Source organism: Nitratireductor rhodophyticola (assembly GCF_019891355.1).
Taxonomy (GTDB): domain Bacteria; phylum Pseudomonadota; class Alphaproteobacteria; order Rhizobiales; family Rhizobiaceae; genus Nitratireductor; species Nitratireductor rhodophyticola.
In genome coordinates this window covers 605,664-629,819 of sequence record NZ_JAHSSF010000002.1, presented here as the reverse complement: position 1 = coordinate 629,819, position 24,156 = coordinate 605,664, and the positions used below count along the sequence as shown (strand labels likewise).

The following is a 24,156-nucleotide window of genomic DNA, read 5'->3' as shown; positions in this document are numbered from 1 at the left end:
GAAACCCGCTTGCGTTTTCGGGCCAGTGTCACTGGCTCAAAAAATCAGGCACCGGTCTCGACGGAAAGGCCGGCGGCTTTCCAGTCGGGGAAGCCGGCGTTCAGGAGGCGTGTCCTGATGCCCTTTCGGCGCAGCAGGGCGGCGGCATTGACCGAGAGAACGCAGTGAGGCCCACGGCAATAAGCGATCACTTCATGCTCCACGGGCAGCGCTGAAAGGCGCTCTTCCAGCTCTTCCACCGGGATGTTTATCGCGCCCGGCAGATGGCCCATGGCAAACTCCTCGCGCGGCCTGACATCGAGAAGCGTCACGGAGGAATCGCGAAGGCGCTCCAGAAGCTCTTCGCGTGAAATGCCCTCCAGCCGTTCGGTCTGGTTTACGCTGTCGGAGATGACCGACTGGATTTCGGCCCGCCGATGCTCGGCAAGATATGTGAGCGCGGCAAGAAGCTCGTTGATGGGCCCGCTGGCAAGATCGTAGAGAATGCGCTTGCCATCGCGCCTTGCCACCACAAGACCGCTGCGCTTCAAATGCTGCAGATGCTGCGAGGTGTTGGCGACCGAAAGGCCCGTCAGTTCCGCAAGCCGCTCGACCGAGCGCGCACCCTGCGACACATGCTGGAGAAGCATCAGGCGCTGGGGACTGCCCAAAGTGCGCGCGATCTCCGCGAGTTCGGTGAGAAGGGCAAGCTGGGCGCGTTCGATATCCATTTGCAACATATAGGAAAAATAGCTTTATCAATCAATCTATTGAGTGTTCTCAATCCAGGGGTGTGGGAGGGCGAGTGACTGCGTTGCCCTTCCCGCCACTGGCAAGGTGCCACCGTCAGGCGGCACCTTGCCAGTGGCCTTGAGAATGGGACCTAACCCGGTGACTACTTTTACTCTGCCGGGTGCGTTGCAGTGGCTGCAATCCGCCGGCCTGACGCAAAGGACAGAAGTGCCGCCACCAGATAGGCGACCGCTGCCGTGCCGAACGCCCAGGCATAGCCTGCGACGGTGTCGATCTGCGTGGCCGCCACCGCCATCAGGATCGCAAGCCCCACGGTGGGGCCGAGCTCCATCGCCGTGTTCATGACGCCGCCGGCGAGGCCTGCCCGGTTCTGGGGGACGTTTGCGGTGGAAAGGACTGCAGAACCGGAAAAGGCGAACGAGATGCCAACCGCCACAAGGACGATCCCCGGCAGAAGGCCCGGAAGATAGCGCGTATCGGGCGCAATCTGCGTGAGCAGCGCGAGCCCGACGGCGGCGATCAGCAAGCCGATGCCGGTCATGCGGGCCGGCCCGAAACGGCCGACCAGCGGACCCGCTGCCCGCCCCATGGCGATGAGGGCCACTGCGAAGGGCAGGAAGGCCATGGCCGTCATGAAGGGCGACCAGCCGAGCACCTGTTGCAGATAGAGGGAGAGCACGAAGTTGACGACGCCCGAGCCCGCTGCCGCCAGAAACATGCCGAAAAGACCGGTCAGGCGCACCGGCTCCAGAATGAACCCCGGAGGGAGAAGCGGATCGCGGACGCGGCGCTCGATCGCAAAGAATGCGGCGAGCAGGACAAGGCCTGTCAGCAGGGGGACAAGCACCATGGCGGAACGCCAGCCATGATCGTCGGTGGCGATGAGCGCAAAGCTCGAAAGGGATATGCCCAATGTGGCGAACACCGCGCCAATGGGATCGAGGCCCGGTCTGCGCTCCGTGCTTTCGCTGACCCCGCGTGGCAGAAGCCCCGCCGAAGCACTCAAACCGAGCAGGGAGACCGCCACCGGCACGGCAAACATCCAGCGCCACGAAATCCAGCTCGTCAAAACGCCCGATACGATGAAGCCGAGCACCGCGCCCAGAACGGAGACACCGCCCCAGGTGACCATGGCGCGGCCGAACGCCGCCGGCTCCGGAAAGAGCGCTCGAAGAACGGCCATGGCGGCGGGGGCCACCATGGCGCCGCCAACGCCCTGAAGGAGACGCATCGCCACAAGAATGCGATAGCTGGGCGCCAGCGCCGCGATGGCCGACGCCACACCGAAGACGATGAGACCGATGGCAAACATGCGCCGGCCACCGAAACGGTCGGCAAGCCTGCCGCCGAAAAGAAGCAGGCCGCTGAATGGCAGCCCATAGGCTGCAAGCACAAGAAGCAGGTCCGCCGCCGTCAGGCCGAACTCACCGGCGATGATTGGCAGCGGCACGGTGATGAGCGCGATGGTGAAGATGAGCGTTGCCTGCACGGTCGCCAGAATGGCGAATGCGGGCGAACGGGCGATTGGGGGAGCTTGGTGCATGGGAGCCATGATTGTCCTGTAGCTGTGGAGGGACCTGAAGCCGATCCGAGACGGCGCACGCGTTGAGCGCACAGAGCCACCGCATCTTTCCGGCCTAATCAATCATTCAATTACATAATTGAATGATTGATTCAAGACGACTTGAGGACCCGCCTGCAGGATACTTGCCGACCTGGTCGAGGCATCAGCGACGGGGTGATTTTGCCAGACGATTGCGCGAGGGTGGGGACCGCGCTCTGACACCAACGGGATGGTGTCGATGAAAGCAGCGCTGCGCGCATCCTGCACTCGGGGCGTGCGGTTCGGCGGGCTTGAGCTGCATTGGGCTATGGAAGTCGGGGGGTGCCGGAATGGCTCACCGTTTCCTGAAACGCTGCGCCGCTCCATGCGTCTGGTAATCCGGTTCTATGCGATGACGGGTGATCCCACCTGACGGAATCCTTCTGCAGGATCAGCGCCGCATCTCATTCTGGCGCGGCAATCTTCCAGCGTTCCAGACGGCCCTGCCAGACGCAGAAGCGCCGGCCAGCCACCTCCCAGCCGACTTCTGCGGCGTGTGGGATCCAGCGGCTACCGACCCGGCGATAGTCGCTGAAAGCACCGTGCCACGGGCGCTCCCGCAGGCCTGTCTCCTCCTGCCGTGGCCGGTTGTGAGCCGTGACGGTTGCAACGTGGCCATTGGCATCCAGCGTGAAGATCACCGATGCCTCGACCGACCCGATATTTGCCGTCGCCCGTAGACTGCCATTCGGCAGGCCCTCCCAGCGCAGGTGGCTGTTGTGCAGGATCGCATCGGGGGCCCAGGGCAACTCCGCCAGATATCGCATGAGCTCGCCCTTTGTGAGCGCATCGGAAGCATGGGAGCGGTTCAGAGGCACAACCCCGAACAGAAAAAGGCCCGCTTCCGGCTTCCCGTTCATGACACCGTCCCTGACGGTCAGAGCACCGAAAGGCCCTGTTCTTGCGACCCAACTGAATGCGGGGCTTCCAAGGGCGATCCACTGGTGCGCCGTAAAGCGCATCCAGCGGCTTTGCTCACCTGTCCGCAGCCGCCCGGACTGGGCAAGCGTGACCCGGTGCCCGGCAGACGTGGCCGAAGCACCCAGTCGCGCTGCAAGCTCGCGGGCTGCCCGTTGCATCAGATACCGTCCCAGGCCGACGCCGACTCTCCGCTTTTCCGTTCGGAGAACAGCTCCAAAGCCGCATTGATGCCGTTGATGGCGGCCGGCCAGCCACCATAGGCGGCCATTTGCAGGATCACTTCCAGGATTTCGCGTTCGCTTGCCCCGACTGCGAGCGTATGCTCGATGTTCACCCTGAGCTGAGGTGCGGTTTGTCCACCGAGCGCCGTCAGCGCCGCCACGGTGGCGAGTTGCCGCGTTTTGAGATCGAGACCTTCCCGGGCATAGAAGCGCCCATAAGCCCCCTCGATCAGCGTTTCGGAAAAACCCGGAAGCGCCGCATCGTAGCGTCCGGCCAGGATGGCCTCCAGATCGGGATTGAGCGTTTCCGCGATCGCGCGTCCCTTCTCAAGCGCGCTGGCGGTTGGTCCCATCTCATGTGTCAGGTCGGTCACTCTCGTCTTCCTTCCTGCCGCCCTCGGCGCGATGGCGCGCTTCGATTTCGGCATAATTCATGATCTTGTAGTCGAGCAGTTCGACGCATTCCTGGAGCCCGGCAATTTTTGCCAGAACCGCCGCGCGTTGACGCTCAAGCATGCCGCGGCGTTCGGCCGACGTGTCATCGCCCTTCCGACGCAGGCTTGCATAGGTCTCCACATCGGCAAGCGGCATGCCTGTTGCCTTGAGCATCTTGATGAAACCGAGCCAGGGGACGATGGCGTCATCATAGGCCCGCTGGCCGCCCTGCCGCCATGGCGGGTCGATAAGCCCCAGCTTTTCGTAATAGCGTAGCGTATCGATGCTCAGGCCCGTACGCCGCGCGACCTCGCCTATTTTCATGCGGCCTCCATATGGGCTGAAAGCGCTTCTTCAAGCCGGGCACTGTCCTCACAGAACTGATAGTGCGCGATCTTTCCGTCGCGCACGCGGCAACGCAGAACCCATTCGCTGAAGAAGCGCTTTCCGGTGGCAGCGACGGTGTGGTCGAGCTGACCGCTGGCGAAGGCCACGCCCTCGCCCGCTCCAAGGTGCTCCACGGTGAGCGACTGATTGCTGAAGGTGTTGCCGAGCGCGGCGAGAAAGGCGCGAAATCCTTCATGCCCTCTGCGCGCTCCGTAAGGCGGAACAGACGGTTTCGCTTCCGCTCGAACGCCAATGAATACGGCATCCGCGGCCACGAAGGCGCAGGCCGCATCGACATCGCCCGCTTTCAGCGCCGCAAGGAATTTCTCGATGATGTTCTGCTCATGCATATGTGCATCTCCATAGTGTGCACATATGCATCTACTTTCTGGAGTGAACTCCAGGTCAAGCGGTTTCTGGCGATTCTATTGTCCGTGCCCTCACGGAACGATCAGCGTGCCCGCACCATGCTCGGTGAAGAGTTCCAGAAGAACGGAGTGCGGGGTCTTGCCGTTCAGGATCACGACGCCCTCCACACCGCGCTCGATGGCCTCGATGCAGGTTTCCACCTTGGGGATCATACCGCCGGAGATCGTGCCATCCCTGATGAGCGCGCGCGCCTCTGAGACGGTCAGCTCGTCGATCAGCTTCTTGTCTCTGTCGAGAACGCCGGGAACATCGGTGAGGAACAGAAGACGCGTGGCGCGCACCGCGCCCGCGATTGCCCCGGCGAAGGTGTCGGCATTGATGTTGTAGGTGTGGCCGTCGCGGCCCGGCGCCACCGGTGCGATGACGGGGATCATCTCGGAATGGGCGAGCAGATCGAGCAGCGTGCGGTCGACCTCGACCGGCTCGCCGACAAAACCGAGATCGAGCACGCGCTCGATGTTGGAATCGGGATCGACCACGGTCTTGTGCGCCTTTTCGGCGAAGACCATGTTGCCGTCCTTGCCGCACAGGCCGATGGCCCACTCGCCCTCGGCGTTGATGAGTGCCACGATTTCCTTGTTGATGGATCCGGCCAGCACCATCTCCACGATCTCGACGGTCTTTTCGTCGGTAACACGCAGGCCGCCCTCGAATTTCGATTCGATGCCCATTTTCTTGAGCATGGCGGCGATCTGCGGTCCTCCGCCATGAACGACGATGGGGCTGACGCCGGACTGCTTCAGGAGTGCGATGTCGCGGGCGAACGCCTGACCAAGCTCCGCATCGCCCATAGCGTGGCCGCCATATTTCACGACGATGGTCTTGTTTTCATAACGCTGCATGTAAGGCAGTGCCGCCGAGAGAAAGCGGGCCTGGGCTTCAGCAGTTTCCGTCATGTCCGTCATCGCGTTGTTCCCCAAAGTCAAAACGGCGGTTTCTTAAAGCATTTTTCGCGGCAAGTGAAACGATCTTGCAGGCGAGCCGGCAAAAAGCTGCGTTCTAGCCCCGCAGGCAGGCTTGCCTTTGCGCGAACGTGCGCTAACTCTGTTGCGAGCCTGCCTTTCCCATTGTCAATTTTGCACCTAATCTCCCCTACATGACACCAGACGAGATAACGAAGCTGATCTTTCGCACCGCGCTCAGGGAGCGTGCCGCGTTTGACCTTCTTTATCGGCACACCAGTGCGAAACTCTTTGGCGTCTGTCTGCGTGTCTTGAAAGACAGGGCGGAGGCCGAAGAGGCCTTGCAGGACGTTTATATAAAAATCTGGACCAAGGCCGACCGGTTCGCCGCGACGGACCTCAGTCCCATCACGTGGCTGGTCGCGGTGGCGCGCAATCATGCGATCGATCGGCTGCGGGCACGAAAGACGCCCGCTGCGGAGCTGGATGAGGCGCAGGCGATTGCCGATCCAAAGCCGGATCCGGAGAGACAGGCCGAGGCCGGCAGCGAGCGCCGGCGGATCGATGCCTGCCTCGGCGAGCTTGAAACCGACCGAGCCACGGCGGTGCGCGGGGCCTATCTCAACGGTGACAGCTACGCCGAACTTGCAGCGCGTTTCGATGTGCCGCTCAATACGATGCGAACCTGGCTGCGGCGCAGCCTTTTGAAGCTCAGGGAATGCCTGGAACGATGACGGTGGCAGACGAACACGGACCGGACAGGCGCGACGACGATCTCGTTGCGGCCGAGTATGTGCTCGGTGTGCTCGCAGCCGAAGAGCGCGCCGCTGCTGCGCGGCGCATCGAAACGGAACCGGACTTTGCGCATCTCGTGGAGCACTGGGAAGCCCGTCTTGCCCCCATGGCGGACGCCTTTGAAGCGGTGGCGCCCCCGGCAAACGCGAAGTCCGTCATCGACGCACGGCTTTTTGGTGCCGCGCCGTCAGCGCAAGACAAGGCCGGCCTATGGTCGAGCCTTGCCTTCTGGCGCGGTATCGCGGTGGCGGCACTCCTGGCATTCGGCACCTATGTCGCCCTCACCTATACGAGCCTGCCCTTCGGCAGCCAGCCGCTTGAAGAGCAGCGCTTTGTTGCCTCGCTCGCTCATGACGATACCGACGTGCGCTATCTCGCAGTCTATGACAGCAGCAAACGCGACGTGGCGCTCTCCCATGTTTCGGGTGCACGGCCCGATGGGCGCGATTTCGAGCTCTGGGCCATCGAGGGCGATAAACCGCCCGTCTCTCTCGGCGTGATTCCGGTCGGCTCGAGCGTGCACGTGGCACTCAGCGAGGCGCTCGGAGCGGCCATCGATGCCGGTGCCGTTTTCGCCATTACAACCGAACCGCTGGGCGGTTCGCCCTCGGGTGAGCCAACCGGCCCGGTGGTTGCGCTCGGCGACCTGCGCGATATCTGATTTCGGGCTTTCCAAAAAAATAAACCAGATTTTTTGAAACTTCCCGGAGTGTCCCTCCGTGTTTCCTCATGTTCCCAAAAACGGGCCGACCACGAAGGCGGTCCCGCAAACGAACCTGAGGAGTTCAAACATGCGTAAGTTCACTGCTTCCCTTCTCGCCGGCTCGCTCGCTCTCGCTTTCACGGGATCGGCTCTGGCCGAAAACCCGATGGTTGGCGGCGCAGCGATGTATGCTGACAAGACCATCGTCGAAAATGCGGTCAACTCGAAGGATCACACCACGCTGGTCGCGGCCGTGAAGGCTGCCGGCCTGGTCGAGACGCTTTCGGGCGAAGGTCCGTTCACCGTTTTCGCACCGACCAACGCCGCTTTCGAGAAGCTGCCCGACGGCACTGTCGACACGCTTCTGAAGCCCGAGAACAAGGAAACGCTCGCAACGGTGCTGACCTGCCATGTGGTGGCGACCGAAGCCATGTCCGATGCCATTGGCAAGATGATTTCCGACGATGGCGGCAACCACCCGGTCAAGACTGTCGGCGGCTGCATGCTGGAAGCCAAGATGGACGGCGACAGCATCACGCTGACCGACGAGAACGGGAATGTGGCGACCGTCACCATCGCGGATGTGGATCAGTCCAACGGCGTTATCCACGTGATCGACACGGTTCTTCTGCCGAAGGGCTGATTGGGTCCCTGCAGAAGGACAGGCAGGTTCCGAACGGGGCTTTCGGAACCGCGAAGGGCGGCGCATTGCCGCCCTTCGCACCTCACACCGACTTGACTTTGAGGTGAAGGCCGATCCGGCTTACGGTCCGCCGGAATTTGATGCGCACCAGAAGCGCAAAGGAGCTTGACGATGAAACGCCGCAAATTTCTCTATGGCACCGCTGGCGCCCTGGCTGCCTTGACGGGCGGAGCTTTCGTGCTGCGCGACCGGCCCGGCGGCAGCGCCATGGCTGAAACGTTCGAAATCACCAAAACCGAGGAAGAGTGGCGCGCGATCCTGACGGAACAGCAATTCGCCGTGCTGCGGCAGGAGGCAACGGAACGCGCCTTTACGAGCCCGCTCAACGATGAGAAGCGTGCCGGCCTCTTTCACTGCGCCGGCTGCGATCTGCCGCTCTACTCATCCGAGGCGAAATATGATTCGGGCACGGGATGGCCGAGCTTCTGGGAAGCGCTGCCCGATGCCATCGGCACAAGGCCGGACAATTCCCTCTTCATGACCCGCACAGAGTGCCATTGCCGGCGCTGTGGCGGCCATCAGGGCCACATCTTCGATGACGGCCCGCCGCCGACCGGCAAGCGCCACTGCATCAATGGCATTGCTTTGACGTTCAAACCGGGTGCAACAACGCCGAGCTGAAGTTTCCGCGCTCAGCCGTCGGTCACGGCGCGGGCGATGGCGTCGCGCAGTTCGTCCATGCCGTGGCCCTTTTCCGATGAGGTTGCGACAATTTCCGGAAAAGCGGCTGCGCGTTTCCTGAGCTGCGTCTCGGTGGCGGCAAGCAGTTTTTCCACCGCCGGCTGCTTGATCTTGTCGATCTTGGTCAACACCACCTGATAAGAGACTGCGGCCTTGTCGAGCAGGTCCATCACCTCCTCGTCATTCTTCTTGATGCCATGGCGGGCATCGATCAGCAGGAAGACACGCTTCAGCGTGACGCGCCCCCTGAGATAGTCGAAAACCATTTCGGTCCAGGCGTCTACCTGCGCCTTGGGTGCCTTGGCGAAACCGTAGCCGGGCATGTCGATGATGGCCATGGGCGGCAAGTCGCCATCCGCACCGGAATAACCGTCAGGAACAAAAAAGTTCAGTTCCTGCGTGCGGCCGGGCGTGTTGGATGTGCGGGCGAGACCACGCTGGACAATCAACGCGTTTATCAGCGACGACTTGCCGACATTCGAGCGGCCGGCGAACGCCACTTCGGGCGGCCCTTCCGGTGGCAGAAACTTCATGGCCGGCGCACCACGCAGGAAAACCCACGGACGCAGGAAGGTCCCGCGATCAATCTGCGCCCTGCCGGCGGCTGCGCCATCCTGTGATGCGTTCACGCCATCATCTCCATTGCCGTTCAGATCACGGCATCAAGACTGACGGGGCATTTGTCAACTGCGCTGTTGCGGAAACCGTATTTTGCAGGTCATTCAGGCGGTGCCGAGAACCTGCATTCCGCCCAGATCACGTGCGCGGGGCCTGCGGCTCGCCTCAAGCAGCGCCTGGCCGAGATATTCGAGATCGCAGGCTTCCTGCGGGCGCCAACCGCAGGAACAACAGGCCGGCTCCCGATGTGCTGCGGCGGTCTCGCGATAAATAAGCCCGATGGCGCGCACCGCCTCGCGCATGACAACCATTGGCGGCAGGCCGGTCCGGCGCATCAGCTCGCTCATTTCCTTCATCATCTGCATCTTGAGATGCGCTTCCGCCTCCTGGCGGCGGCGTTCAAATCCATTCATCGGTGCCAGTCAATCCTTCTAAGTGCGCAGAGTTTCTGCGCGAGATCCCCTCGGCGACCTGCATTCCGCCCGCCATCGCGTGCAATTCGCCACTGGCCTCGTCGAGTTCACGCATCGTCTCGAAGAGCGCTTCGCGGTCCCGGCAGTGGGCGTCGAACAGGGCAACGAAGATCGTGTTGCTGCCGTCATGCGGCTCCGGTGCGTCATTCGCACGTGCCAGGCTTTCGGCGGCAGCCCGCTTGGCGGCCTGCACCTTGGAACGCAGCCGCTCCACGCGCAGATATTTGCCGCGGTAGCGCTCAAGCTCTTCCGCTTCAAAGGCATGATGGGATGCAAAATCGTCGATTGGGCTCAAATGCATCATGTCACTCACCTCTCGGCCTCCGGTCGCCTCTGATGAACAAAGCGACCGGAGACACAGACACAATACTATACTAAAAATGTCAAGTTTAATGATGCGGGCGGCGGTGTGGGTTCAGGCGGCTGCCGCAAGAGCATCAAGGTCTGCACCGCGGATGGCAGCAAGGTTGCGGCTAATCTTCTCCGCAGGCCAGTTCCACCAGGCGATCTCAACGAGGGCGGCAACGGTCTCGGGCGCAAAACGCACACGCAGGACCCGCGCCGGATTGCCCACGGCGATGGCGTAGGGGGGAATATCGGAGGCGACGACAGCGTGGGCTCCGATCACCGCCCCATCGCCGATGGCGACACCCGGCATGATCTGCGCCTGCCGCCCGATCCACACATCATTGCCGACGATCGTGTCACCCCGGCTGTGCTGGACATAGGCCTTGCCATCAAACCCCTCCTCCCAGCCATTGCCGAAGATATTGAACGGGAAGGTGGAGAAGCCCGTCATGAGATGGTTTGCTCCATTCATCACGAATGTGGCGCCGTGGGCGATGGCCACGAACTTGCCGATAACCAGCCGGTCGCCGAGAAAGTCGAAGTGATAGAGGACGTTCCGTTCCTCGAAGCGCTCCGCGCCGCAGGGATCGTCGTAATAGGAAAAGTCCCCCACTTCGATGTTGGGCCGGGTAATGAAATTCTTGAGAAAAACGGTTCGGGGAAAGCCCGCCATCGGATATGGCGTAGCAGGATCTGGCCCGTGCATGCAGACCTCCTTGATCAAAAAGGGGAAATAACCAACCACCTCCGTCAAACGGCAAAGGACCGGACCTCAAGCCCCGGCGGCGTGTTCTTCGGTCCCCTTAGCTGATCATCGAAGCCTCTCCCTCATTGCAGGAGCATCTTTTAGAGGAAATCCTCCGGTCAGACAATCATGCCTGCTGCACCAGTGCCACGGCAAAGCTGGCAAGCGCGGCCAGCGAAGCCAATGTGCGCACGTGGTTCCACATGCCCCATCGCGAGAGATATTCGCGCCAGAGATCGGCACCCTGCGTCGACGCCGGATCGACTTTTGCCAGAGCCTCGTTCATGGGAACGTTGAAAACGACGGTGACGAGAAACGTGCCCACCACATAGAAAAGCCCGCCGGCAACGAGCCAGATGCCGCCGGACGGCACCAGCCCGAGCAACGCCAGAACACCAAGCAGAATTCCCAGGAGCCCGGTGCCGAAGAACGCCGCGAAAAAGACGGGGTTGAGCACGGTGACATTGATCTCCTGCATGGCCTGAATGCCTGCCGGAACCGGAATGCGTGCCAGCGCCTGCATCACCGTGTTTGAAAATGTGAAGAAGAAGCCCGCCATGACACCGGCGCCGAGCGCGGCGAGTAGCGCGAGCGCGAGGACAAGTCCGTCAGTCATGGCGGTTCTCCGTTTTCTTGAGATTACGGGATTTCTTCAGATCGTGTCAGCGGCGGGCGCTGTGTTCCAGACACCTGTTGCCACCGTGCGGCGCACGTAATCCGAGAAGTCCACCGGCGGGCGGCCGAGAGCCTGCTCGACACCGTCGGCCACGCTTTCGTTGCGACCGTCAAGCACCTCGGTGAAAAGTTCGCGCATCAGATCGACCAGCGGTTCATCGAGCCCCTCATTGCGTGCACCCTCAACGAATGCACCGACCGGGATGCGCGTGAAGCGGATGTCCCGCCCGCATGCCGCGCCGATCTCGTGCACCATCTCGGGAAAGCTCATCAGGCGCGGGCCCGTGAGGGTGTAGAGCTTCCGCTCGTGGCCCTTTTCGGTCAGGGCCGCAAACGCGACATCGGCGATGTCGTCCGCGTCGACGAAAGGCTCGCGCACGTCGCCCACCGGAAGGGCGAGTTCGCCGGCCCTGATCGCATCGAGGAAGAAGGCCTCGCTAAAGTTCTGAAAAAACCAGTCGGCGCGCAGGATTGTCCACTCGGCGCCGCTTCGTCTGAAGAGTTCTTCAGCCCTTTCCGCGCCCACCTCGCCGCGACCCGACAGAAGCACCAGCCGGGTGACACCCATTTTCACGGCCAGCCTTGAGAAGGCCTCCACTGTTTCGGCAGCGCCCGGCACGGCAAGGTCTGGATAGTAAGCCACATAGGCAGCCTCAACGCCATCGAGCGCGGCATCCCAGGTGCTCGGGTTTTCCCAGTCGAACGGGATCGCAGCCCCGCGCGAACCGATGCGTACGGGTACGCCTGCGTTTGTCAGTCGCTCGGCAAGACGGCGGCCCGTCTTGCCCGTGCCACCGGTGACGAGAACGGGTTTGCTGCGGTCGGAATCGTGCCTGGTCATTTCACTCTCCATAAAGTGATAAACTCTCACATTTGCAAAAGTGATAAATCCTCATATTATGGATGTCAACAGAAATATGAGAAACACTCATAAAATGGATCAGGCATGACGGAGACAGAGACGCCCGGCGCCATCGCGGCACGCAGAATGCCCACGCAAAAGCGCGCGCGGGAGCGCGTGGAACGCATTCTTGACGTCGCGCGGGGCATCATTGCCGAGAGCGGCAGCGAGGCGATGAAGATGAGTGAGGTGGCACAGCGTGCCGGAATTTCAATCGGCTCGCTCTACCAGTATTTTCCCGACAAGGCGGCGATCATTCGCACGCTTGCGGAACACTACAACGCGCTCGGCAGGGCGTGCATCTGCGACGGGCTGGAAGAGGTTCATGACCTGGCGAGCCTCAGGAAGGAATTCACCGCGCTGATCGACGAATACTACGCGATGTTCCTGTCCGAGCCGGTCATGCGCGATATCTGGTCGGGCACGCAGGCAGACAAGACGCTGTCTTTGCTCGATCTCGAAGATGCGAGAGCCAATGCGCAGGAACTGGCGCAGGCAATGCTGCGCGCGTCACCCGAGCGCGATCCCGATTCCACCGCCTCGACCGCCCTGCTGATCATCCATCTGGGCGAAGCCACCATGCGGCTTGCCATTCAGGTGGGCGAAGCAGAGGGGCGACAGCTGGTGGAGGATTACAAGCGCATCGCCCTGCGCGAAATGCTGGGGTAGAAGCACACTTGAACATTTAAAAAAAGGAAAAAGGCCCGCTTTCGCGAGCCTTTTCGTTTGTTTGGCTATTCGGCCGGTTTCGGCTTTTTCTTGAACAGGCCTGCCAGATTGTCCCAGAGTTCGATCTTGGCGCCCTGGCGCTTCATGATCACGCCCTGCTGGACGATGGACAGGAAGTTGTTCCATGCCCAGTAGATCACCAGACCAGCCGGGAATGTGGCCAGCATGAAGGTGAAGATCACCGGCATCCAGTTGAAGATCATGGCCTGTGTCGGATCGGGCGGCGTCGGGTTCATGCGCATCTGCAGGAACATGGTGATGCCCATGATCAGCGGCCAGACACCGATCAGCAGGAAGGCCGGCACGTCATAAGGCAGCAGGCCGAACAGGTTGAAGACCGAGGTCGGATCGGGGGCCGACAGATCCTGAATCCAGCCGAAGAACGGCGCGTGACGCATCTCGATGGTGACGTAGAGAACCTTATAGAGCGAGAAGAACACAGGGATCTGGATCAGGATGGGCCAACAGCCGGCCAGCGGATTGATCTTCTCTTTCTTGTAGAGCTCCATCATCGCCTGCTGCTGCTTCATCTTGTCATCCGCGTATTTCTCGCGGATTTCGAGCATGGCAGGCTGAACCTTCTTCATGTTCGCCATGGACTTGTAGGACTTGTTGGCGAGCGGGAAGAAGATGAGCTTCACGACCACCGTGGTGGCCAGAATGGCAACGCCGAAATTGCCGAGCAACTTGAACAGCCAGTCGATGAGATAGAACATCGGCTTGGTGATGAAGTAGAACCAGCCCCAGTCGATCAGAAGCTCGAACTGGCGGATGCCGCGGTCTTCTTCATAAGCATCGACGACATTGACCTCCTTGGCACCGGCGAAGACCATGAGCTCGCTGGTGGCGGAGGCGCCATCGGCGACCGTGATTTCGTCGGTCAGATAATCGGCCTGGTAGCGCGGCTTTCCGTCGCCCGAATAGGTGTAGCGCGGCTGGAATTCGCGGCCGTTCTGCGGGACCATGGTCACCGCCCAGTATTTGTCGGTGATGCCCAGCCAGCCGTCAGAAGACATCGCCGGCGTAATGCGCTTTTCCTCTTCGACATCCGAATAATCGATTTCCTGCAGGCCTTCCTCGCCGGTCACGCCGATCAGGCCTTCGTGCAGGATGTAGATGCCGGAGGTCTTGGGCGTTCCGATGCGGGTGGTGCGGCCATAATTGCGCAGTGCGACAGGAGCACCAGAAGCGTTTTCCACCGTGTCGGAAACCGTGAACATGTAGTTCTCGTCGACCGAGAAGGTGCGCTTGAAGGTGAGGCCCTTGTCATTGGTGTAGGAGAGCGTGACGGGGCTCGACGGGGTGAGCGTCTCGCCTTCGGCAAGCGTCCACTCGGTCGAAGGACCCGGCAGCGTTCCGGCAGCCTCACCGCCCACATAGCCCGTCTCGACGTAATAGCCATCGGGGCCGGTCGAGGGGTTGAGCAGCTGAATGTTGGGCGAATCCTTCTTGACCGTGACCCGGTAGTCCTTGAGGAGCAGATCATCAAGACGCGCGCCGGCCAGATTGATGGACCCGGAAATGCGCGGCGTATCGATCTTCACACGCTCACTGCCGGCTACGGCTGCGGCCCGGTCAAGCGGAGCGGCGGACTGGCTGGCCGTGCCGGGCACGGCGCCATCACCGCCCGAAGGTGCCGGTATATCGCTGTTCTCACCACTTGAAGCCGTCCCGGCCGGGGCCGTTTCAGCAGCCTGCCGCTCTTCGATCTGGGCCGTCTCACGCTGCGCCTCGATGCGCGGGTTCATGTAGAAAACCTGCCAGAGCGTCAGGATCAACACGGACAGCGCGATCGTGATGAGGAAATTGCGATTGTTATCCATCGATGTCCTTGCCCTTTCCACGCCCGGCATCGGTTTCTCCGATGCGACGGGAAAGCTCGTCTTTCAGGGAGGCGAACGGCGCGTCAAGCACAGAACGCCGCGCCACGATCACATAATCCTTGCCGGCGGCCATGTCGTGAACCGCATGGAGGCGGCAGGCTTCCTTGAGCCGCCGGCGCACGCGGTTTCGAACCACCGCGTTGCCGACTTTCTTCGTGACTGTAATGCCCAGCCGTGGCGGGTCCTGGTCGCCGCGGTCGAGCACTTCCAGCAGAAAGAGCCGCCCGCGTCGCTTTTCACCGCGACGGACGGCCAGAAACTCGGCGCGCTTTTTGAGACGCGCCGGGGGTGGGACGGCTGGCCGGTCCGTCATCTTTCCGGCCTCGCCTCCAAACCTTATGCGGACAGCCGCTTGCGGCCGCGATTGCGGCGGGCTGCGATCACGCGACGGCCGCCCTTGGTGGCCATGCGCGCACGGAAACCGTGCCGACGTTTACGGACGATCTTGGAAGGCTGATATGTACGCTTCATTTGTTTTAATACCGCGGAGTGCGGCCCTTCTTAGTTCTGTTTCAATGAACAGGAGCTTTGCTTTCAGGGCTGGACCGAAGGCACGAATACGCGCCGCCGGACGCAAGGCCCAAGCGTGGCCGGGCTTATAGGAGCATGGATGCGCGGAGTCAATCAAAACGGCGCGAATGCGCGGCCATCGCGGCAAGGGGTCTCACCCCGTCCGGAAAACGGGCATCAGTCCTGCGGTATCTGCGCTGCCGCAAGCCGCTCGCCCGGATGCGCGCTCGCAGCCAGCCCCGAGGCCACACCAGCCCGGTCGGCCGCGCTGCGATTCTGGCTCATCTTGCGCTTGCCTTCGAGGCTCGTGATGGCAAGACGCAGCCCGACGATCCCGCGCAGTTGGCCTCGGATGAACTTTTCAGGCGCGTCCGAGACGGACCAGATTTCCGGGCGGCCCGCTTCATGCAGGGCCGTCAGGCGCTCAACCACGCTGCGGAGCCGGGTTTCGTCATCGAAGAACTCGATCGGTCCCCGCGCCTGAACCACACTGTAATTCCAGGTGGGAACGACCTTCCCGTGCTCCTTCTTGGAGGCATACCAGGACGGGGTCACGTACGCGTCAGGGCCCATGAAGATGGCCAGCGCATCGCCAACGGGCGTATCCTTCCACTGCTCGTTGGCGCGTGCGAGATGCCCATACAGGGTACCGAAAGGCCCCTCTGTCTCGTCAAGGAAGAGTGGCAGAGGGCTCGCATGGAGGCCATTCGAACCGGATGTCACCACATTGGCAAGCCGCGCCGCCCGCATCAGTTCATGAAGCGCGGGCAGATCTTCCTCGCGAAATGCGGGTGGACAATACATTCGGGTTCGTCTCCCTGAAAAACACCTGATCCTAGCGCGCACGAAGGAGTGGAAAAAGGCAGAGAACCGCCTTGCACAACAGGAAAACGGCTGTGGCGCAAGGCCTACCGGCGGCGTTCCATCCCCTGCCGGAACTGCTCGAAGATGTTTTCCACGCCGCGCTCATAGTCATCGCGCGTCTTGCGGCCGGTCTCGAACATCTGACCGAACAGGTCGTCATAGGGATTGCGGGGGCGGCCACTCGGATTGGCTTCCGGCTCGGGCTGCGGTGCGTGGCGGCTCTGCGGTTCAGGTTGCCCGGCACCCTGCCCGCCGCGCAGGAACTGGTCGAAGATTTCCCCCAGAGGGTTGTTGCCCTGACCGCCAGAGGGAGCGCCGCGGCCGGTGGAACCACCACCACCAAACATGCCCTCGAGAATCTGGCCGAGCGGGTTGTCGGACGGGCTCATGCCAGAGGGGGCCCGGCCCCGCGGCTGAGCGCCCGGCTGCTGCTGGCCCATCTGGCGCATCATCTGCTCCATGAGGTCACCGAGCATGCCACCGCCGCCAGCCTGTGCCTGGCGCGGCTGCGCGCCCTGCATCTGGCCGGTGGACTGTTTGAACAAGCCGCCCATGAGCATGGAAGCGAGCACGGGAAGCATCTGCTTGAGCATGTCCTGACCGAGCCCCGTGGCCTGTGCGGCGTGGCTTGCCACGGCGCGGCTCACATCCTTGGAACCGAACAGATGCCCCAGAATGCCATTCCCCTCGGCCACACCCTGCGGCGTGAAGGCGTTGGCGGCATCCTCGAAATATTTTGCGTGCTGGCCGGAGGCAAGCGCACCGAGAAAATTGCCGGCACCGTAGGGATCGGCCGCGTTGCGCTTCAGCCCCTGGCTGAAAGCCGGCAGGAGCGCCTCCATGGCCTCCTGCGCCTGTGCCTGCGAAATGCCAAACTGCCTGGCGAGTTGATCCACGCCTTGCCCCTGACCGGCATTGTTGAGCATCTCGAAGAGCGGAAGCATGGGTTTTCTCCTTCAATCAATCGGTGCCGGGCACCTATCGGACCATTGTTTCAGGAAGATAACCCGACAAAGCGGCTTTGTCTTTGCCGCCTTGAATGGAAGTCTAATATGCCTGTTCGAGAAACACCGGCTCGATGGAACCGTCCCAGCGGGTGTTGAAGGCATTGGCGAGTTCTTCCGCGCTGGTGGTGCCGCGCGCAACGATCTCGTCCAACGGGCTCAGGAAGCTTGCCTCATCATAGCCTTCCGGATTGAGTCGCCTGCGGGCGGAAAGCCCTTTGCGCGAAATGGCCAGAACCTCGCGGGCGATCTCACGCAAATCGTGATTGCGGAAGCGCGTGGCCAGCCCCTCTTTCGGCACCGCGTTGCGCATGGCATCCACCTCCTCGAACGACCAGTCGGCCGTGAGGTCGTGGGCGGCGTCGAGTGCTGCCTGATCATAGAGCAGCCCCACCCAGAAGGCCGGCAGCGCGCAGATGCGCCGCCACGGGCCGCCATCGGCGCCGCGCATTTCAAGAAAGCGCTTGAGGCGCACATCGGGAAAGAGCGTGGAAAGATGGTTCGACCAGTCGCCAATGGTCGGCAGGCCGTCGGTCACCTCGTCCTTGAGCGCGCCCTCCATGAACTGGCGGAAGGTAATGTGTGTGCAGTCGTGATAGCGCCCGTCGCGAAGGATGAAATACATCGGCACATCGAGCGCCCATTCCACATAATCGGCAAAGCCGAAGCGCTCGGAGAAGACGAAGGGCAGAAGACCGGCGCGCTGGTTGTCCGTGTCGCGCCAGATATTGCCACGCCAGGACTGGAGCCCGTTGAGCCGTCCCTCCGTGAAAGGCGAATTGGCAAAGAGCGCGGTGGAGAGCGGCTGCAGACGCTGGGCGACCTGCATCTTGCGGCGCATGTCCGCTTCCGTCTCGAAATCGAGGTTCACCTGAATCGTGCAGGTGCGGTACATCATGTCGAGGCCCTGCGTGCCGACCTTCGGCATGTAGGCGGTCATGATCCTGTAGCGCGACTTCGGCATCCGGGGCGTTTCGGCAAGCGACCATTTCGGACTGCCGCCGAGGCCCAGAAAGCGAATGCCGAGCGGTTCGGCGATCTCGCGCAGCTGCGCCAGATGGGCGTTGCCCTCGCGGCAGGTCTGGTGGAGCGTTTCCAGTGGCGCACCGGAGAGCTCGAACTGGCCGCCCGGCTCCAGCGAGATGGCGCCCTGCCCGGTCGGCTCGACGAGGCCGATGATTTTTCCGTCATCGTTGATGGCGTCCCATCCGAGAATCCGCTGCATGCCTTCCAGCACGGCCTTGATGCCGCGCTCGCCCTCATAGGGAACGGGCCGGTTGCCATCGACATAAAAAGGGAACTTCTCGTGCTCGGTGCCGATGCGCCATTTTTCGCGGGGCTTGCAACCCATTGCGAGATCGGCGGCAAGTTCTTCGACCCGTTCGATCGGCCGATTATCGGTGGTGTCACGGGCCATAACTGCTCTCCTGGCAAACCATCAGCGATCTGATGGACCATGCTGACAATCCGCTTCAAGTAAAAAGTGCTGACAGGAGCGTCAACCTCTCTTCACAAGCGCTTTACCGCTCCACCTATTCCCAGTCGCCCACGCTCGCCTGAATGACGGCGAGAGCGGCCACGGCTGCCGTGTCGGCCCGCAGAATGCGGGGGCCGAGCGGGATGGACGTCACGAAGGGCAGCGCGCGCAACTGAGCGCGTTCGGCCTCGGAAAACCCGCCTTCCGGGCCGACCAGAAGCGCAAGCTTCTTCTCGGTGACGCCCGAAAGCGCCTGCATGGGATTGTTGGTCGCCGCATCCTCATCGCAGAAAATGAGACGTCGTTCGGGATCCCAGTCAGCAAGAAGCCGGTCGAGTTTCACGGGCTCCAGCACCTCGGGCACGGCCAATATGCCGCACTGCTCGGAAGCCTCCATCACATTGGCCTCGAGGCGCTGCGTGCCCGGTTTGGCCACCTGCGTGTGCTGGGTGATGACCGGCTGGAGACGCCCTGCCCCCATTTCCACGGCCTTTTGCACAAGATAGTCGAGGCGTCCCTTCTTCAAAGGGGCAAAGCAATAGAGAAGGTCGGGATGTGGTGTCTGGGGGCGGGCCTGGCTGGTCATCCGCAGGCGCACCGCCTTGCGGCCGGTCTGAACCACTTCGGCATGCCATTCGCCATCGCGCCCATTGAAAACGAGCACTTCGCCGCCTTCGCGCAGGCGCAGCACATTCGTCAGGTAGTGAGCCTGTTCCCGGCTGGTTTCCACCTCGGCACCGGAAGCGAGGGCGGCATCGATGAACAGCCGCTGCAGTTTGTAGTTCGCACGCATTCCGGTCTGATGGTGGATCGACGATGCCGCGTCAAGAGGCGAGGCTTTCATGCCAGACCGGCGCATAGCCGGCCTGCAGTACGGCCACGCTCAGAGGCGGCGTGAGCAAATGAACGGCGGGCGGGAGTTTGTCGAACGACAGGGCGGAACCGTAACCCTCAAAATGCCACTCGTGAAGCAGCCCTGCGCGCAGCGCATATGCCTGCTCTCCAACAGCGACCATGGAGCCATCCGGCAGATCCGGCACGGCCTTCGAGGCAAGGGGACGTGTTTTTCCCGTCACGGCAAACCTTTGCCTGTGGAGAATGGCGTCCACATCGGGGGCCTTCAGCGCCTGATCGTTCTCCGCCGCACGCGCGCATGCCAGGAACCGCATCGCCGCCTCGCGCCGGCACAAGAAACATGGGCGGTGGCCCGCAGCAAGGGCTGTCACCTCATCGAGAAAAAAGAGCTCCGTCCATCCCGCCCTGCCTGTCGGGCTGTTCCTCCCCATCACCTCACGACGGCGCCCCCTGAAATCGCAGGCGCAGATAATCCAGGCCCCTGTCGTCCAGCGGCGGCGCAGAAGTGTCTTCGTATCGGGGTCATGGATCACACCGCGATTGCCGGTGAAGAGACCGCGCGCGGGAGTTGTATCAATGCGACCGAACGGATCAACGCGATTTTGCAGCGGCATGAACTTTTCCCCGTTTCGCAGGGGCTGTCATAAACAATGTGGGTATTGGCATATAAGTTCTTTCAATCTTAAGCTGTTTGCGTTTATAGCAACCTGCGCGGCACGGGGAGCCGTGTTTTATTGACCTTCAAGGGGACTTTGGCCGGATGACCATCGGGCGTGCGACTGTCGTTTTTCTAATCACTGTTTCTGCGTTCACGCTGATCGGGGCCAGGCTGCTTTCGGCTGGAGCCACCGGGGACCATCATCCCGTGGACGGCTACGGCATTTCCGCCGCCATGGACTAGGCCGCCTTCAGCAGGCAGCCTCGATCAAGGTCTTTTCCCGACCTTCCATCCTGAGCGCCGTCAACCGACCGCTGTGCCATGCGCCCGTGTCAAGGTTGATGCGGTTCTTACGGAGTTCCGCCGCGCGCACGGGCGTGTGGCCATGCACGATCAATTTGGGATGAAGCCCTTCGAATGCGTGGAACTCACGCCTGATCCAGATGAGATCGTCCGCCGACTGGGCATCCAGGGCGACGCCTGGCCGGACGCCTGCGTGGCAGAAGAAGAAATCACCGAAAGAAACTGAATAGGGCAGCGTGGCCAGAAACGCCCTGTGGCGCCGCGGCACTGCGCGAACGAGCGCCGTGTGACCCGGCATCATCCTCTCTCGCGATGTCAGATCGATCTCGACACCGTAGGAAAGCGCCGTCTCGAAACCGCCATTGCACGCGAACAGGCCGAACGGGTCGGGGTTCGACAGGAAATCGAGAAAGCCCAGATCGTGATTTCCGGCAAGCGTTATGACGCGCGGGTCGCGCTCGCGCAGATTGGCGAGATACTCGATCACGCCGCGTGAATTGGCACCGCGATCCACATAGTCTCCAAGGTAGACGATGCGCCAGTCGGCGGGGCGGTCATGAAGGATTTCCTCCATGAGCCGCGCATGCATCGCGGCTAGCAGATCGTGCCGGCCGTGAATGTCTCCGACCGCGTAGAGGCGCAGGCCATGGGGCGTCGAAGCCTCATCATATGAGACCCCGGCGGCCATCCCTCACCCGTCGACGACGATGAGATGCAGCGCGCGCGGCCCATGCGCGCCAAGAAGCATGGTCTGCTCGATGTCGCCGGAGCGCGATGGCCCGGTGATGAGGTTCAGCAGTCTTGGCATGTCACCTCTGCCATATTTGCGCCTGAGGCGCGAAATCACCGTTTCAAGATCACCGGCAATGTCCTTTGCGTCAATGACGATGATGTGGTGATCGGGCACGAAGTTGACGGTGGTCGGATTGTCCTTGCCCGATGGCAGAGCGACCGTGCCCGTTTCAGCAACGGCGGCGAATGCGTGGCTCACGCCGACTTCATCTTCAGGTTCGGCCCGTCCGCGTTTCACCTCAAGCGACTTCTGACTTGCCCAGTCCATGCGCTTCAGACGTCTGTCATCGCCCATGCGGACGGAGGGCGCCAGGTTCTTGGAGCGCAGATAATGGGTCACGGCGTTCGGCACATCGTCTGACTTTTTCACGCGCTCCACCGTGGCCGTGACGGCCTCGGCCATGCGGCAGAAAAGAGCGACGCGCTCTTCACCTTCCACCTGACCGCGGGCCGGAATGAGCCCGCGCGGTGTCTTTGCAAGGCGCTTTTCGACGGTTTCGCGCCGTGCAGCGTCATCGGTGGAAACGGACGCCGCCGCCCGCAGCTTGCCAAGAATGGCCTCGCGCGTGCTCATGCTGACGTCCCTCCCTGCTTCAAGGTCTCGCGGTCGCGCCATTGCTGCATGAAGGTGCGGCTCTCGGGCGCTGGAAGATCGCGGTGTCGTGTCCAGCCCCCGGCAAAGGGAAGCGAGCGGAACCAGCGGCGACGCCCGGCGAGACCCGACAGGGTCGGGATCGCCATCGACGTGGCAAGACGATAAAGCCCTGGCCGGCGGGCGAAGAACGCCCAGAAACCGAGGCCGAAGCGCTGCGCCGCTGGGTTGAGCCCCCGCTCGAACTCGCGCTCGCGCCAGTTGCGCATCATGCGCGGCAGCGGAATCTGCATGGGACAGACGGATTCACAGCGCCCGCAGAAGGTGGAGGCGTTGGGCAGATGCCCCGCCTTGTCGACGCCAACCAGCGAAGGCGTGAGCACCGAGCCCATCGGCCCCGGATAGACCCAGCCATAGGCATGGCCGCCGACCGCGTGATAGACGGGACAATGGTTCATGCACGCGCCGCAGCGGATGCAGCGCAGCATCTCGTGGAACTCCGTGCCGAGCATCGATGAGCGGCCATTGTCGAGCAGGATGACGTGATATTCGTCCGGCCCGTCGGGATCCTCCGGGCGGCGCGGGCCGGTGGAGAGCGTCGTGTAGACGCTCATGTCCTGACCGGTGGCCGAGCGGGCAAGCACGCGCAGGATCTGGCTCGCGTCCTCCAGCGTCGGCACGACCTTTTCGATTGAGGCAACGACGATGTGGACGCGCGGCAGCGTCTGCGTGAGATCGCCATTGCCCTCATTGGTGACAATGATGGAAGTGCCGGTCTCCGCCACGAGAAAATTCGCGCCTGTAATGCCGACATCCGCCTGAAAATATTGCGGGCGCAGGATCTGCCGCGCCTCGCCAAGCAAGGACTCCGGCTGCGAAAGATCGCGCCCGGACGGTAGCTCGGTGTGAACGCGGCGGAAATCCTCTTCCACCTGTTCCTTGTTCAGATGAAGTGCGGGACCGATGATGTGGCTTGGATGTTCGCCGCGCAGCTGGATGATGTATTCGCCGAGATCGGTCTCGACCGGTCGGACACCTTCCTTCTCAAGGAAATCGTTGAGCGCGATCTCCTCGGTGATCATCGACTTGCCCTTTGTGACGGTTCGTGCGCCCGCCGCGCGGCAGATGTCGAGCACGGCCTGGCGGGCATCTTCCGCCGTCTCGGCCCAGTGCACCCGGCCGCCCGAGGCAATGACCTTGCGCTCATAGGCTTCCAGATAGAGATCGAGATGTTCGAGCGTGTGATCCTTGATCGCGCGGGCGGAAGAGCGAAGATCGTCGAACTCCGGCAGCGCGTCGACCGCCTTCTTGCGCTTGCCGACGAAACCGATCTTCGCCTTGCCCATGGCACGCTGCAACTGCTCGTCGGCAATCGCCTTGCGCGCCTTCTGCTTGAATTGCGGAGACTGAATTTCCATCAGCGTCCTCCCCCGCCGATTGCCGGCTTGTCTGTCATGCCGGCCAGAACCTCCGCCACATGGCGGACCTCAACCCTGCTGCCCTGCCGATGCAGTTTTCCGGCCATGTTCATGAGACAGCCGAGATCACCGGCAAGCAGCGTGCCCGCCCCGGCACCCTCGATGCTGGCCGTCTTTTCCTCAACAATCTTGTTGGAAATGTCGGGATATTTGACACAGAACGTGCCGCCGAAGCCGCAGCAGACATCCGAATTCTGCATCTCCTTGAGCTCCAGCCCCTCGACCGAAGACAGAAGCTTTCGCGGCTGTTTCTGAATGCCGAGCTCGCGCAGGCCCGAGCAGGAATCGTGATAGGTGACACTGCCCTCGTGGCGGACCGGCACTTGCCTGATGCCGAGCACATCGACCAGGAAGCTTACCAGCTCGTGCACGCGGCCGGAAAAGGCTTCCGCCCTCGCCTCATAGGACGTACCCTTGAGAAGCGAGGGATAATGTTTCCTGAGCATGCCCGCGCAGGAGCCCGATGGCGCGACGACATAATCGAACTCCTCGAAGGCCTCGATGGTCTGGCGCGCGATGGCGGCTGCGTCTTCCCGGTCGCCGGAATTATACGCCGGCTGGCCGCAGCAGGTCTGCGCCATGGGCACCTCGACGGTGCAGCCTGCCTCTTCCAGAAGCTTGACGGCGGCAAACCCGACAGTGGGCCGGAACAGGTCCACCAGGCAGGTGACGAAAAGGCCGACGCGCTTGGGTTGGGTCATGTCTTCTTTCAACGGTTCTTCTTTCGCTGGCTCAGGTT

Annotated in this window: 31 protein-coding genes; 6 read left to right on the top strand and 25 right to left on the bottom strand. The window is 62.1% G+C overall.

What is annotated here, in order from left to right; translation table 11 throughout:
* Positions 1–44: 44 nt before the first annotated feature.
* From KUG85_RS08655 to argB, 7 genes are all read right to left on the bottom strand, one after another.
* Positions 45–710: an ArsR/SmtB family transcription factor gene (locus KUG85_RS08655; protein ID WP_223004884.1), complete on the bottom strand. Its 666-nt coding sequence runs from the start codon at positions 708–710 to the stop codon at positions 45–47.
* A gap of 170 nt (positions 711–880) precedes the next feature.
* A complete protein-coding gene (locus tag KUG85_RS08650) occupies positions 881–2,275 on the bottom strand; it encodes an MFS transporter (protein WP_255606313.1) in 1,395 nt (464 codons plus the stop codon).
* Between the two features lie 464 nt (positions 2,276–2,739).
* On the bottom strand, positions 2,740–3,414 hold the full coding sequence (locus KUG85_RS08645; RefSeq protein ID WP_223004882.1) for a DUF6920 family protein: 675 nt from the start codon (positions 3,412–3,414) through the stop codon (positions 2,740–2,742).
* Positions 3,414–3,851, bottom strand: coding sequence for a carboxymuconolactone decarboxylase family protein (locus KUG85_RS08640; protein WP_255606312.1), 438 nt, complete (start codon positions 3,849–3,851; stop codon positions 3,414–3,416). The genes KUG85_RS08645 and KUG85_RS08640 overlap by 1 nt, the downstream gene beginning before the upstream one ends.
* Complete coding sequence (locus tag KUG85_RS08635; protein WP_223004881.1) at positions 3,832–4,236, bottom strand: MerR family transcriptional regulator; 405 nt, start codon at positions 4,234–4,236, stop codon at positions 3,832–3,834. The genes KUG85_RS08640 and KUG85_RS08635 overlap by 20 nt, the downstream gene beginning before the upstream one ends.
* Entirely contained in the window at positions 4,233–4,649 is a 417-nt protein-coding gene (locus tag KUG85_RS08630; protein ID WP_223004880.1) for a nuclear transport factor 2 family protein, read from the bottom strand. The genes KUG85_RS08635 and KUG85_RS08630 overlap by 4 nt, the downstream gene beginning before the upstream one ends.
* Before the next feature lie 90 nt (positions 4,650–4,739).
* On the bottom strand, positions 4,740–5,633 hold the full coding sequence (argB, locus tag KUG85_RS08625; RefSeq protein WP_065816308.1) for an acetylglutamate kinase: 894 nt from the start codon (positions 5,631–5,633) through the stop codon (positions 4,740–4,742).
* 191 nt (positions 5,634–5,824) lie between these two features.
* Between argB and KUG85_RS08620 the strand changes: the two genes are divergently transcribed.
* The 4 genes from KUG85_RS08620 to msrB all read left to right on the top strand — a co-directional run bounded on the left by KUG85_RS08620 (position 5,825) and on the right by msrB (position 8,452).
* Entirely contained in the window at positions 5,825–6,364 is a 540-nt protein-coding gene (locus KUG85_RS08620; protein ID WP_223004879.1) for a sigma-70 family RNA polymerase sigma factor, read from the top strand.
* Positions 6,361–7,086, top strand: coding sequence for an anti-sigma factor (locus KUG85_RS08615; RefSeq protein ID WP_083212947.1), 726 nt, complete (start codon positions 6,361–6,363; stop codon positions 7,084–7,086). The genes KUG85_RS08620 and KUG85_RS08615 overlap by 4 nt, the downstream gene beginning before the upstream one ends.
* Positions 7,087–7,216: 130 nt before the next feature.
* Positions 7,217–7,771 carry a fasciclin domain-containing protein gene (locus tag KUG85_RS08610; protein ID WP_223004878.1) on the top strand — a complete coding sequence of 185 codons (555 nt, stop codon included), beginning with the start codon at positions 7,217–7,219 and terminating at the stop codon, positions 7,769–7,771.
* Between the two features lie 171 nt (positions 7,772–7,942).
* A complete protein-coding gene (msrB, locus tag KUG85_RS08605) occupies positions 7,943–8,452 on the top strand; it encodes a peptide-methionine (R)-S-oxide reductase MsrB (RefSeq protein WP_223004877.1) in 510 nt (169 codons plus the stop codon).
* Between the two features lie 11 nt (positions 8,453–8,463).
* On the opposite strand, the gene yihA is transcribed toward msrB, so the two are convergent.
* From yihA to KUG85_RS08575, 6 genes are all read right to left on the bottom strand, one after another.
* The gene (gene yihA / locus KUG85_RS08600; RefSeq protein ID WP_065816313.1) at positions 8,464–9,141 is read right to left on the bottom strand and encodes a ribosome biogenesis GTP-binding protein YihA/YsxC; all 678 of its coding nucleotides are present in this window, start codon (positions 9,139–9,141) and stop codon (positions 8,464–8,466) included.
* 93 nt (positions 9,142–9,234) lie between these two features.
* Positions 9,235–9,543: a hypothetical protein gene (locus KUG85_RS08595; RefSeq protein WP_223004876.1), complete on the bottom strand. Its 309-nt coding sequence runs from the start codon at positions 9,541–9,543 to the stop codon at positions 9,235–9,237.
* The gene (locus KUG85_RS08590; protein WP_065816315.1) at positions 9,530–9,907 is read right to left on the bottom strand and encodes a hypothetical protein; all 378 of its coding nucleotides are present in this window, start codon (positions 9,905–9,907) and stop codon (positions 9,530–9,532) included. Before KUG85_RS08590 ends, KUG85_RS08595 begins: the two co-directional genes overlap by 14 nt.
* 111 nt (positions 9,908–10,018) lie before the next feature.
* A complete protein-coding gene (locus KUG85_RS08585) occupies positions 10,019–10,657 on the bottom strand; it encodes a CatB-related O-acetyltransferase (protein ID WP_223004875.1) in 639 nt (212 codons plus the stop codon).
* A 166-nt stretch (positions 10,658–10,823) separates the two neighbouring features.
* Positions 10,824–11,312, bottom strand: a complete 489-nt coding sequence (locus KUG85_RS08580) for an anthrone oxygenase family protein (protein WP_223004874.1) — start codon at positions 11,310–11,312, stop codon at positions 10,824–10,826.
* A 36-nt stretch (positions 11,313–11,348) separates the two neighbouring features.
* Positions 11,349–12,212 carry a Rossmann-fold NAD(P)-binding domain-containing protein gene (locus KUG85_RS08575; protein ID WP_223004873.1) on the bottom strand — a complete coding sequence of 288 codons (864 nt, stop codon included), beginning with the start codon at positions 12,210–12,212 and terminating at the stop codon, positions 11,349–11,351.
* A 105-nt stretch (positions 12,213–12,317) separates the two neighbouring features.
* On the opposite strand from KUG85_RS08575, the gene KUG85_RS08570 reads away from it, so the two are divergent.
* Positions 12,318–12,941, top strand: a complete 624-nt coding sequence (locus KUG85_RS08570) for a TetR/AcrR family transcriptional regulator (protein ID WP_223004872.1) — start codon at positions 12,318–12,320, stop codon at positions 12,939–12,941.
* 65 nt (positions 12,942–13,006) lie between these two features.
* Here the strand turns inward: KUG85_RS08570 and yidC are convergent, their stop codons facing one another.
* From yidC to KUG85_RS08530, 8 genes are all read right to left on the bottom strand, one after another.
* On the bottom strand, positions 13,007–14,824 hold the full coding sequence (gene yidC / locus KUG85_RS08565; protein ID WP_223004871.1) for a membrane protein insertase YidC: 1,818 nt from the start codon (positions 14,822–14,824) through the stop codon (positions 13,007–13,009).
* Positions 14,817–15,197: a ribonuclease P protein component gene (gene rnpA / locus KUG85_RS08560; protein WP_065816320.1), complete on the bottom strand. Its 381-nt coding sequence runs from the start codon at positions 15,195–15,197 to the stop codon at positions 14,817–14,819. The genes yidC and rnpA overlap by 8 nt, the downstream gene beginning before the upstream one ends.
* Before the next feature lie 23 nt (positions 15,198–15,220).
* Positions 15,221–15,355 (bottom strand): 50S ribosomal protein L34, encoded by a 135-nt coding sequence (gene rpmH / locus KUG85_RS08555; RefSeq protein ID WP_007009688.1) that lies wholly within the window; start codon positions 15,353–15,355, stop codon positions 15,221–15,223.
* Between the two features lie 216 nt (positions 15,356–15,571).
* The gene (locus tag KUG85_RS08550) at positions 15,572–16,198 is read right to left on the bottom strand and encodes an FMN-binding negative transcriptional regulator (protein WP_223004870.1); all 627 of its coding nucleotides are present in this window, start codon (positions 16,196–16,198) and stop codon (positions 15,572–15,574) included.
* Between the two features lie 104 nt (positions 16,199–16,302).
* Positions 16,303–17,202, bottom strand: coding sequence for a DUF937 domain-containing protein (locus KUG85_RS08545; protein WP_223004869.1), 900 nt, complete (start codon positions 17,200–17,202; stop codon positions 16,303–16,305).
* Between the two features lie 103 nt (positions 17,203–17,305).
* The gene (locus KUG85_RS08540; protein ID WP_223004868.1) at positions 17,306–18,679 is read right to left on the bottom strand and encodes a glutamate--cysteine ligase; all 1,374 of its coding nucleotides are present in this window, start codon (positions 18,677–18,679) and stop codon (positions 17,306–17,308) included.
* Between the two features lie 115 nt (positions 18,680–18,794).
* Complete coding sequence (locus tag KUG85_RS08535) at positions 18,795–19,532, bottom strand: 16S rRNA (uracil(1498)-N(3))-methyltransferase (protein WP_223005236.1); 738 nt, start codon at positions 19,530–19,532, stop codon at positions 18,795–18,797.
* A 31-nt stretch (positions 19,533–19,563) separates the two neighbouring features.
* Entirely contained in the window at positions 19,564–20,208 is a 645-nt protein-coding gene (locus tag KUG85_RS08530; protein ID WP_223004867.1) for a hypothetical protein, read from the bottom strand.
* A gap of 146 nt (positions 20,209–20,354) precedes the next feature.
* Between KUG85_RS08530 and KUG85_RS08525 the strand changes: the two genes are divergently transcribed.
* Positions 20,355–20,495 (top strand): hypothetical protein, encoded by a 141-nt coding sequence (locus KUG85_RS08525; RefSeq protein WP_223004866.1) that lies wholly within the window; start codon positions 20,355–20,357, stop codon positions 20,493–20,495.
* A 7-nt stretch (positions 20,496–20,502) separates the two neighbouring features.
* Here KUG85_RS08525 and KUG85_RS08520 read toward each other — a convergent pair whose 3' ends face one another.
* The 4 genes from KUG85_RS08520 to KUG85_RS08505 are packed head-to-tail and all read right to left on the bottom strand — an operon-like array spanning position 20,503 to position 24,118.
* Positions 20,503–21,243, bottom strand: a complete 741-nt coding sequence (locus tag KUG85_RS08520; RefSeq protein WP_223004865.1) for a metallophosphoesterase — start codon at positions 21,241–21,243, stop codon at positions 20,503–20,505.
* 3 nt (positions 21,244–21,246) lie between these two features.
* Complete coding sequence (locus KUG85_RS08515; RefSeq protein WP_223004864.1) at positions 21,247–21,921, bottom strand: LutC/YkgG family protein; 675 nt, start codon at positions 21,919–21,921, stop codon at positions 21,247–21,249.
* Positions 21,918–23,357, bottom strand: coding sequence for a LutB/LldF family L-lactate oxidation iron-sulfur protein (locus KUG85_RS08510; RefSeq protein WP_223004863.1), 1,440 nt, complete (start codon positions 23,355–23,357; stop codon positions 21,918–21,920). The genes KUG85_RS08515 and KUG85_RS08510 overlap by 4 nt, the downstream gene beginning before the upstream one ends.
* Positions 23,357–24,118, bottom strand: a complete 762-nt coding sequence (locus KUG85_RS08505) for a (Fe-S)-binding protein (protein WP_255606311.1) — start codon at positions 24,116–24,118, stop codon at positions 23,357–23,359. The genes KUG85_RS08510 and KUG85_RS08505 overlap by 1 nt, the downstream gene beginning before the upstream one ends.
* Positions 24,119–24,156 lie beyond the last annotated feature (38 nt).

Excerpts from the sequence above, each read along its gene's own strand:
- KUG85_RS08655 (WP_223004884.1), bottom strand. The coding sequence starts at position 710 with ATGGATATCGAACGCGCCCAGCTTGCCCTTCTCACCGAACTCGCGGAG.
- KUG85_RS08650 (WP_255606313.1), bottom strand. The coding sequence starts at position 2,275 with ATGCACCAAGCTCCCCCAATCGCCCGTTCGCCCGCATTCGCCATTCTG.
- KUG85_RS08645 (WP_223004882.1), bottom strand. The coding sequence starts at position 3,414 with ATGCAACGGGCAGCCCGCGAGCTTGCAGCGCGACTGGGTGCTTCGGCC.
- KUG85_RS08635 (WP_223004881.1), bottom strand. The coding sequence starts at position 4,236 with ATGAAAATAGGCGAGGTCGCGCGGCGTACGGGCCTGAGCATCGATACG.
- KUG85_RS08630 (WP_223004880.1), bottom strand. The coding sequence starts at position 4,649 with ATGCATGAGCAGAACATCATCGAGAAATTCCTTGCGGCGCTGAAAGCG.
- argB (WP_065816308.1), bottom strand. The coding sequence starts at position 5,633 with ATGACGGACATGACGGAAACTGCTGAAGCCCAGGCCCGCTTTCTCTCG.
- KUG85_RS08620 (WP_223004879.1), top strand. The coding sequence starts at position 5,825 with ATGACACCAGACGAGATAACGAAGCTGATCTTTCGCACCGCGCTCAGG.
- KUG85_RS08615 (WP_083212947.1), top strand. The coding sequence starts at position 6,361 with ATGACGGTGGCAGACGAACACGGACCGGACAGGCGCGACGACGATCTC.
- KUG85_RS08610 (WP_223004878.1), top strand. The coding sequence starts at position 7,217 with ATGCGTAAGTTCACTGCTTCCCTTCTCGCCGGCTCGCTCGCTCTCGCT.
- msrB (WP_223004877.1), top strand. The coding sequence starts at position 7,943 with ATGAAACGCCGCAAATTTCTCTATGGCACCGCTGGCGCCCTGGCTGCC.
- KUG85_RS08595 (WP_223004876.1), bottom strand. The coding sequence starts at position 9,543 with ATGAATGGATTTGAACGCCGCCGCCAGGAGGCGGAAGCGCATCTCAAG.
- KUG85_RS08590 (WP_065816315.1), bottom strand. The coding sequence starts at position 9,907 with ATGATGCATTTGAGCCCAATCGACGATTTTGCATCCCATCATGCCTTT.
- KUG85_RS08585 (WP_223004875.1), bottom strand. The coding sequence starts at position 10,657 with ATGCACGGGCCAGATCCTGCTACGCCATATCCGATGGCGGGCTTTCCC.
- KUG85_RS08580 (WP_223004874.1), bottom strand. The coding sequence starts at position 11,312 with ATGACTGACGGACTTGTCCTCGCGCTCGCGCTACTCGCCGCGCTCGGC.
- KUG85_RS08575 (WP_223004873.1), bottom strand. The coding sequence starts at position 12,212 with ATGACCAGGCACGATTCCGACCGCAGCAAACCCGTTCTCGTCACCGGT.
- KUG85_RS08570 (WP_223004872.1), top strand. The coding sequence starts at position 12,318 with ATGACGGAGACAGAGACGCCCGGCGCCATCGCGGCACGCAGAATGCCC.
- yidC (WP_223004871.1), bottom strand. The coding sequence starts at position 14,824 with ATGGATAACAATCGCAATTTCCTCATCACGATCGCGCTGTCCGTGTTG.
- rnpA (WP_065816320.1), bottom strand. The coding sequence starts at position 15,197 with ATGACGGACCGGCCAGCCGTCCCACCCCCGGCGCGTCTCAAAAAGCGC.
- rpmH (WP_007009688.1), bottom strand. The coding sequence starts at position 15,355 with ATGAAGCGTACATATCAGCCTTCCAAGATCGTCCGTAAACGTCGGCAC.
- KUG85_RS08550 (WP_223004870.1), bottom strand. The coding sequence starts at position 16,198 with ATGTATTGTCCACCCGCATTTCGCGAGGAAGATCTGCCCGCGCTTCAT.
- KUG85_RS08545 (WP_223004869.1), bottom strand. The coding sequence starts at position 17,202 with ATGCTTCCGCTCTTCGAGATGCTCAACAATGCCGGTCAGGGGCAAGGC.
- KUG85_RS08540 (WP_223004868.1), bottom strand. The coding sequence starts at position 18,679 with ATGGCCCGTGACACCACCGATAATCGGCCGATCGAACGGGTCGAAGAA.
- KUG85_RS08535 (WP_223005236.1), bottom strand. The coding sequence starts at position 19,532 with ATGCGTGCGAACTACAAACTGCAGCGGCTGTTCATCGATGCCGCCCTC.
- KUG85_RS08530 (WP_223004867.1), bottom strand. The coding sequence starts at position 20,208 with ATGCCGCTGCAAAATCGCGTTGATCCGTTCGGTCGCATTGATACAACT.
- KUG85_RS08525 (WP_223004866.1), top strand. The coding sequence starts at position 20,355 with ATGACCATCGGGCGTGCGACTGTCGTTTTTCTAATCACTGTTTCTGCG.
- KUG85_RS08520 (WP_223004865.1), bottom strand. The coding sequence starts at position 21,243 with ATGGCCGCCGGGGTCTCATATGATGAGGCTTCGACGCCCCATGGCCTG.
- KUG85_RS08515 (WP_223004864.1), bottom strand. The coding sequence starts at position 21,921 with ATGAGCACGCGCGAGGCCATTCTTGGCAAGCTGCGGGCGGCGGCGTCC.
- KUG85_RS08510 (WP_223004863.1), bottom strand. The coding sequence starts at position 23,357 with ATGGAAATTCAGTCTCCGCAATTCAAGCAGAAGGCGCGCAAGGCGATT.
- KUG85_RS08505 (WP_255606311.1), bottom strand. The coding sequence starts at position 24,118 with ATGACCCAACCCAAGCGCGTCGGCCTTTTCGTCACCTGCCTGGTGGAC.